At 57.2% G+C, this 7,166-nt stretch carries 7 protein-coding genes and 2 tRNA genes; 7 read left to right on the top strand and 2 right to left on the bottom strand.

Annotation, left to right across the window (positions count from 1 at the left end; all coding sequences use genetic code 11):
* Window positions 1-95 precede the first annotated feature (95 nt).
* The gene (locus HW556_RS17560) at window positions 96-1,076 is read right to left on the bottom strand and encodes a T9SS type A sorting domain-containing protein (protein ID WP_176901425.1); all 981 of its coding nucleotides are present in this window, start codon (window positions 1,074-1,076) and stop codon (window positions 96-98) included.
* A gap of 133 nt (window positions 1,077-1,209) precedes the next feature.
* On the opposite strand from HW556_RS17560, the gene mltG reads away from it, so the two are divergent.
* The 7 genes from mltG (at window position 1,210) to HW556_RS17525 (ending at window position 5,819) form a co-directional block, all read left to right on the top strand.
* Window positions 1,210-2,289, top strand: a complete 1,080-nt coding sequence (mltG, locus tag HW556_RS17555; protein ID WP_176901424.1) for an endolytic transglycosylase MltG — start codon at window positions 1,210-1,212, stop codon at window positions 2,287-2,289.
* Window positions 2,290-2,396: 107 nt separating this feature from the next.
* Window positions 2,397-2,882, top strand: coding sequence for an acyl-CoA thioesterase (locus HW556_RS17550; protein WP_176901423.1), 486 nt, complete (start codon window positions 2,397-2,399; stop codon window positions 2,880-2,882).
* 75 nt (window positions 2,883-2,957) lie between these two features.
* On the top strand, window positions 2,958-3,947 hold the full coding sequence (locus tag HW556_RS17545; protein ID WP_176901422.1) for a YihY/virulence factor BrkB family protein: 990 nt from the start codon (window positions 2,958-2,960) through the stop codon (window positions 3,945-3,947).
* Between the two features lie 108 nt (window positions 3,948-4,055).
* Window positions 4,056-4,142 (top strand) — tRNA-Ser (locus HW556_RS17540).
* A gap of 101 nt (window positions 4,143-4,243) precedes the next feature.
* Window positions 4,244-4,328: transfer RNA gene (locus tag HW556_RS17535), tRNA-Ser, on the top strand.
* Between the two features lie 225 nt (window positions 4,329-4,553).
* Window positions 4,554-4,913 carry a hypothetical protein gene (locus HW556_RS17530; protein WP_176901421.1) on the top strand — a complete coding sequence of 120 codons (360 nt, stop codon included), beginning with the start codon at window positions 4,554-4,556 and terminating at the stop codon, window positions 4,911-4,913.
* Window positions 4,914-4,943: 30 nt separating this feature from the next.
* Window positions 4,944-5,819, top strand: a complete 876-nt coding sequence (locus HW556_RS17525; RefSeq protein ID WP_176901420.1) for a PAS domain-containing protein — start codon at window positions 4,944-4,946, stop codon at window positions 5,817-5,819.
* Between the two features lie 143 nt (window positions 5,820-5,962).
* Here the strand turns inward: HW556_RS17525 and HW556_RS17520 are convergent, their stop codons facing one another.
* Window positions 5,963-7,117, bottom strand: coding sequence for an efflux RND transporter periplasmic adaptor subunit (locus tag HW556_RS17520; RefSeq protein ID WP_176901419.1), 1,155 nt, complete (start codon window positions 7,115-7,117; stop codon window positions 5,963-5,965).
* Window positions 7,118-7,166 lie beyond the last annotated feature (49 nt).

Raw genomic sequence — 7,166 nt, 5'->3', positions numbered from 1 at the left:
CGGTTGGGCCGGGGCTCGTTCTCGAAAATCAGCTGTCAGAGGCCTGTTGCCAGCAGGGTGCTGGACGCAAAACTATCCGGCAACAGTTAACCGCTTTACTGCTTGCTCACTTTGTGCGAAGTCTGGGTATTGCCATCCAGCACCAGCACCATGTAGTTGCCGGCGGGCAGGCTACGCAGGCTGAAAGTGCCATCGGCGGCGGCCGTGCCCTTCAGCACGGTGCGGCCCATCAGGTCGGTTACCGTTACGGCTGCCTTGGTGGCGCGGCCAGCCACGCGAATCGTCAACTGATCGGTAGCCGGGTTGGGGTATACCAGTACGTTGCCGACCAATTTAGCCGAGCTGCTGCTGGTGGTGGTGCCGCTGCGCAACGAGAAGTTATCAATGGCCAGCAGTGCATCGGTACCAAAGTCGTTGGCGTCCTTGTAGCGAATCCACATAGTCTGGCCGGCTCCCCAGCTTAGGCCCGTAATGCCGGCAGTCACGTTGGCCGAATTGGCGGCGGCGTTACCATCAAGCGGAGTACCTGATATGTTGGCGTTGGCTACTTCCACTGCGTTGAGGGCAGTCACGGCCGTCCAGGTTCCGGTAGACAGGCTGGTTGCATCGAGGCTGTATTCGAACGCCAATAGTTCTACTACGTCAACATTAGAGCCCGACTTCCATTGCTCGGTGCGGAACGCAAGCGTGAGGCTGCTAATGGCCGCGCCGCTGCCGTTAGTAAAAGCTGCACCGAACGCGGGTACCGTGGTGCCGGAACCAATGGAGCCGAGTGCCCGGTCAGGGTCGTTGGTGGCACCTACGTTGTATACCCCGCCCGAAACGGCGTCGCCCGTAGTGGTGGTTAGGTCGAGGGGCGTGTTGGCGGCCCCGGAGCCGCTGAGGCGTACGGCACCCCAACCGGCGGGGTAAGCCACACCAGTCGCGCCCATAACATCAAAATTCTGGTTATAAACCGTTGTGCCGTTGAAGCTGACAGGTGTAACGGTTTGAGCGGTGGCGGCGGTAGCAGCCAAGCCCAAGGCCAAGCCCAGCAGCGAGCGGAACCGGTTAGAAGGAGTGTAAGCGTGTTGCATGGTACAATAAATTGAAGGGTGAAGAAACAGAACGTGTACTTTTGAATCCTAAAGGTATCAGTTTAGAGGCGTAGGTTGCAACACGTAAACGGCCCCGGATATGTTACCACTGTTTTAACCCCCGTTCCGCTACATGGCTACCTCCCGTATTGAAGAGTACAAAGCCGCCGCTGACCGTCGGCGTACGCGTTTTGCTTACCTGACCGGTTTCTTTGGCCTCATTCTCATTACTTTTTCCTATTATTTCTACCAGGTTTTCTTCGAGGCCAATATTGAAACCAAGGGCCGGTCCACCTACGTGACGGTGCGCCCCGGCTACACCAGCCGACAGGTGCTCGACTCGATTGAGGCCAGCGGCGTGGTAGTCGACCGGCTTAGTTTGCGCTTTGTGGCCCGCGTTATGAAGTACGATCAGTTGGTGAAGCCCGGCCGCTACGAGCTTAAAAACGGCTACACCAACCGCCAGCTCATCGGCGACCTGCGCACTGGCCGCAACCGCCTGCCGCTGCGCCTCACGTTCCAAAGCCTGCGTCTGCGCCAGGACCTGGCCCGCCGCCTGGGCGAAGCCATTGATGCCCCTGCCGCCAAGTTCGACTCACTGCTCAGTTCGCCGGCCTACACCAAAAGCCTGGGTTTCGACACGTTGAGCATTCTCACTATGTTCGTCCCGAACACCTACGACCTGGCCTGGAATACCTCGGCCGAAAACCTCATGCAGCGCATGAAGAAGGAGCACGAAAAGTTCTGGACACCCGCCCGCGACACCAAGCGTAAAGCGTTGGGCCTGAGTCGGTCCGAAGTAAGCGTGCTGGCTTCTATTGTAGAGGCCGAGCAGCAGCAGCACGCCGACGAGCGTCCCCGGGTCGCAGGTGTGTACCTCAATCGCCTCAAGCGGGGCATGAAGCTGCAGGCTGACCCCACGGTGGTGTTTGCCAATCAGGATTTCACCATTAAGCGCGTGCTTAACAAGCACTTAGTGAAGGATTCGCCCTATAACACCTACAAGTACGGTGGCCTGCCGCCCGGTCCCATCAACCTGCCCAGCATTGCCAGCATTGATGCCGTGCTGAACCCCGAGGAGCACAGCTATCTGTATTTCTGCGCCAAGGAAGACTTCAGCGGCTACCATGCCTTTGCTCGCAACGAGCAAGAGCACCTCGTCAACGCCCGCCGCTACCAGGCCGCCCTCAGCCGCGCCGGCATTATGAAGTAGTAACTGTTGCTTTATGCAGAGTGGCTAGTGCGTAGCGAGCACTTGTCTGCGTACGGCTGCTAACTATCGAGTATTATCTGCCAAGCACCAATTTGTAAGCAGTAAAGATGTATCAATCCGACACCAACATCCGCGTGCGGTACGCCGAAACCGACCAGATGGGCTACGTGTACCACGGCAATTACGCGGCCTATTTCGAAGTCTGCCGCACGGAGGCTTTCCGGCAGCTGGGCATCAGCTACAAAGCATTGGAGGCCGAGGGGGTGGGTATGCCGGTGGGCGAAATCCGGACCCGTTTCCGTCGGCCCGCCCGCTACGACGACCTGCTGACGGTGCGTCTGTTGCTGCGTCAGCCGCCCGAGGGCACCCGCATTCTGTTCGAATACGAGATTTACAACGAGGCCCAGGTGCTACTAACCGAAGGGCACACACTGATGGTATTCGCGAGCATGACCACCGGCCGCCCTGTGCCCATACCGGCCGATATTGCCGCTAAGCTGGCCCCTTATTTCTCCGACGACGAAACTGCCAGTCCGCTTACGCCTCCCGCCACGCCAACGGACGCGCCAGCACCAGCTGCATTTCTGAGTTAGGAAGGTTTTAAATCGGGTTGCCGGTCAATTTCCTTAACTTCCTAACTTCTCACCTCTCGTTTCTCACTTCTGTAAATGAAGTTTCCCGTGCGCCGGTACCATTTGCCCGATGTGCAGCGCCGCCGCTCGTACCGCCGCTTTATTGTGTGGCTGAAGCGGCTGCGGTTTGCCCGTGGCCGGGCCTCCGTCTACGATGTGGTAGTACAGCTGCTACAGGAAATCAAGCTCGATGGTATTGCTAAGCGGGCCAGCTACATGGCTTTCAACTTCACCATCGCCATCTTCCCCACCATCATTTTCTTGTTCACGCTCATCCCCTGGATTCCGATACCTCACCTCGACGAAGATATCCTGCAGTTTCTCTCCGACCTGATTCCGAAGGAGATGTACCGGGCCGTATCAGGTACCATCGAGGACGTCGTGACCATTCAGCAAGGTGGGCTGCTCTCATTCGGTTTTGCCACGGCGCTGGTGCTCAGTTCCAACGGCATCATGGCCCTGCTCGACGCCTTCGAGAAAAAATACCCCAGCTTTAAAAAACGCACCTACATCCGCAAGCGCGTAATTGCCACCTTGCTTACCATAGTGCTGGCGGCAGTGCTGCTGATAGCCGTTACCGGTATATTCTTTGGCACCTACATCATCGACACGCTGGTGTACCGCGAAATTGTACCCGAGGCCCTCAACGACCAGATGACGGCTGTGCTGCGCTATGGCTCAGTGATATTTCTGTTCCTGCTCACGACCAGCCTGATTTACTATTACGTGCCACCTGTACACGATAAATGGCCATTCGTGTCGGTAGGGGCTATTGTTGCCACGCTGCTCATCTTCCTGGTATCGTTTCTTTTCATCCTCTACGTCAAAATTTTCGACAGCTACAACCATTTCTACGGCTCGGTAGGTACACTGGTAGGCTTTATGGTGTGGCTCGATTTCGTGTGTATGACCCTGATTCTGGGCTTCGAGGTGAACGTGAGCATTGATGCCGTGACGGGGGGATTCAGCCGGCCGGGCTTTTTTTCGCGCCGCCGCCGGCCCGATGCTGAAACAATTAAGGCTTGATTGTGAGTTGAGTAGGACCTGTCGAAAGAAAAATTTCGCTCTACGCCTTGTTCGTTTCCAAATCGTCTTTACTTTTGCCATCCCAAACCGCCGTGTTTGGGCCTTTACAGAGAGGTGGCAGAGTGGTCGAATGCGACGGTTTCGAAAACCGTTATACCGGCAACGGTATCGGGGGTTCGAATCCCCCCTTCTCTGCTTTTTAAAGGTGATAAACGGAAGTGAAGAATTGAAAATTTCGGGATAAGCATTTGTGCCGACTCCGAGACGATATTTTTAATTCTTCACTTTTAGTTTTTAGAGGAGTGGCAGAGTGGTCGATTGCGACGGTCTTGAAAACCGTTGAGGGTTACACCTCCGGGGGTTCGAATCCCTCCTCCTCTGCGTTCAAGTGTCGTGTTGGCTCTCAGTAGCCGCGACTGATTTTTAGAAAAGCTCCTTGGCCAATGCCGGGGAGCTTTTTTTCTGTTGTATATTTTCTGCAGCACAGTAGCTTACTGTTCAGATAGGTTAGCTGCGCAGCCATATTATATTTATGTGAAGTGGTCTTTTTAGGCCAGCACGGCCTTTTATTTGCTGTGCTGTCGGTTGCACAATTATCTGCATTCTATGTCCCAATCCCTGTTTGATGTGAACCTGCAACAGTTGCCCGACGAGTTCCTGACGGGCGTGTGGCGGGTGTCTAGCCGGGTGCTCAACCAAACCGATCCGGCCAGCCTAATGGCCTGCGCCGAGCAGCTGGCGCTACAGCCAGGCCGGGTGCAGATAGAGGGACCGGGACAATCAGACCAGGGCAGTTGGATGGTGCAGCGCGACGAGTTACTGAATCGGCCTTACCTGACCCTGGAGTTGGGCCATGAGCAGACCCGCGCCCTCGTAACGCGGCTGCGCCGTTCGCGTACTGGCTCGGAGAGCCATCTGAATCTGTATTTCCAGTCTGGAATGGAAATGCAGCTCACCCAGCCGTAAGTTTTTCGTCCGTTTTTCGCTCGCCTGCCCATGGCTTCCGCCACTCTTCGCCCTACGCCCGCCGACTTCAGCTTTCTGGCCGAACTTATCCCGCAACTTGTGTGGACTACCGACCCCAGCGGCTATCATACCTATTTCAACCAGCGCTGGATTGATTACACGGGCTACACGCTGGAAGATAGCGTAGGCGACGAGATGTGGAACAATCTATTGTATTCCGATGACCGGCAGCGGGCCTCAAAACGCTGGCAGCACTCGCTCGAAACCGGCGAGTTCTACGAAATCGAGTACCGTTTCAAAAGCAAAGAAGGCGACTACCGCTGGTTTTTGGGCCAGGCCCTGCCCGTGCACGATGAGGCCGGCCGCATTACCAAGTGGTTTGGTACCTGTACCGACATCCACGACCAGAAGATGCAGGAGCTGGCGCTACGGAAGCGGGAGCAGGATTTTACTACGCTGGCCGATACTATTCCGCAACTGGCCTGGATGGCCGATGAGGCGGGCAGTATCTTCTGGTACAACCAGCGCTGGTTCGACTTTACCGGTACTACGCTGGAGCAGATGCAGGGCTGGAACTGGCAGAAAGTTCATCATCCGGAGCAGGTAGAGCGCGTTACGGCTGGTTTCCGCAAGGCCGTTACCGAGGGTCACGATGCGTGGGAAGACACTTTTCCGCTCCGCCGCCACGATGGCGAATACCGTTGGTTTCTAAGCCGGGCGCAGCCCATCCGCAACGAAGCCGGCCACATCGTCCGGTGGTGCGGTACCAATACCGACGTTACAGACCAGAAAGAGCTACAGGAGCAACTGGAGCGCGCTTATTCCGACCTGGAAGCCAAAATCATGTTCCGTACCCTCGACCTGGAGCGCGAGCTGCAGCAGTTACGGCAGGAGAAGGGAAACTAGAGACCAAACACAGAACGCTATTTAGAGCGAAGCGAAGAATCTCGCATGAGTCGTTGAACGGGCGCACGTTCAACGACTCATGCGAGATTCTTCGCTTCGCTCTGAATGACATTGTGGGTTTTCGACTAACCACTAATACCTGATTACTCCTCTTCCTCCTGGCCTTTCTTCAGCTCGGCGTCGAGGAAGTAGGCGCCGTGGCGGACGAAGCGGGTGGTGTCGGCGCCGGTATCGAGCAGGGTAAGGGCCACGTCGCCGTTTTCGGAGGGGCCGGTTTGCACGCGGTAGCGACGGTAGGTGCCGGGCTTGGTTTGGGTGAAGACATAGCTGAACTCGCCAGCCTGCACTACGGCATCTTCGGGTAGTGTGGACTGGCGGCGGCCGGCGGTTTGGATGTGGGCCGCCACATACTGACCGGGCAGCACGTCGTCGCGCTCGGGCTCTAGGTGGGCATGCACACTCACGGTACGCTGGGGGCCATCGTTGAAGGCCTTGCCCACCAAAAATATTCGCGCCGTTAAGTCCTCATCGGAGCCGCGGCTGGGGATTTTGAACAGGATGCGCTGGCCGATTTTTACCCGTGCAATGTCACGTTCAAACACCTGCAGCTCCAGGTGCAGGTCGGAGCGGTCCACCACTTCTACCAGCACATCCTGCGGGTTCACGTACTGGCCGGGGTTTATGCTCACCGATTTAACGTAGCCCCCGATAGGAGAGGTGAGGGCCACGCTGGGCGTAATGTCGCCCCGGTTGAGGCGGGCCATGGGTACGCCCAGCAGCCGCAGCTGGGCTGTGGTGGCGCGTAAGGTGGCCTGCTCGGAGGCGTAGTCGGCGCGGGCCTGCTGGAGTTTGCGCTTGGCCCCCACGTCCTCGGCATCGAGGATCTTCTGCCGGTCCAGTTCCTGAGTCAGAAACTGCACCCGGGCCTTGCTCTGTAGGTATTGCTGCTGCAGCTGAATGTAATCGGGGTGGCGGAGTACGGCCACGGTGCCGCCTTTGGCAATGCGCTGGCCGGGCAGCACGGCCACGCTCTGCACGTAGCCGCCCATGATGGCCGAAATGGCGGCCATGCTCTGAGGTGGCACGTCGATTACACCGTTGGCCTGTACATCAGAAGTCATGTTTTTCCAGACAAAACCACCGGTTTCCACCCCCGCAGCCTTTTCCTGGGCCAAGTTAAGGCGCACTTCGTCGGGACTGGGCGGCGGAGCAGGCGCGGCAGTTTCAACTGGCTCAGCAGTCTTATCAGAACCGCAGGCGGTCAGCAGCAAGAGCAGTAGGAGAGGAGCGTATTTCATGAATGCAGGATAGGAAGCTGGAACAGCGTAGGGGCGGGGCCTGTTCCCC

The sequence above is a fragment of the Hymenobacter terrestris genome (assembly GCF_013377905.1).
Lineage (GTDB): Bacteria > Bacteroidota > Bacteroidia > Cytophagales > Hymenobacteraceae > Hymenobacter > Hymenobacter terrestris.
The sequence above is the reverse complement of the archived record's forward strand: the minus strand, read 5'-3'. Positions and strand labels throughout refer to the sequence as shown.

Coding starts and splice junctions, on each gene's coding strand:
- HW556_RS17525 (WP_176901420.1), top strand. CDS start 4,944: ATGGCTTCCGCCACTCTTCGCCCTACGCCCGCCGACTTCAGCTTTCTG.
- mltG (WP_176901424.1), top strand. CDS start 1,210: ATGGCTACCTCCCGTATTGAAGAGTACAAAGCCGCCGCTGACCGTCGG.
- HW556_RS17550 (WP_176901423.1), top strand. CDS start 2,397: ATGTATCAATCCGACACCAACATCCGCGTGCGGTACGCCGAAACCGAC.
- HW556_RS17560 (WP_176901425.1), bottom strand. CDS start 1,076: ATGCAACACGCTTACACTCCTTCTAACCGGTTCCGCTCGCTGCTGGGC.
- HW556_RS17545 (WP_176901422.1), top strand. CDS start 2,958: ATGAAGTTTCCCGTGCGCCGGTACCATTTGCCCGATGTGCAGCGCCGC.
- HW556_RS17520 (WP_176901419.1), bottom strand. CDS start 7,117: ATGAAATACGCTCCTCTCCTACTGCTCTTGCTGCTGACCGCCTGCGGT.
- HW556_RS17530 (WP_176901421.1), top strand. CDS start 4,554: ATGTCCCAATCCCTGTTTGATGTGAACCTGCAACAGTTGCCCGACGAG.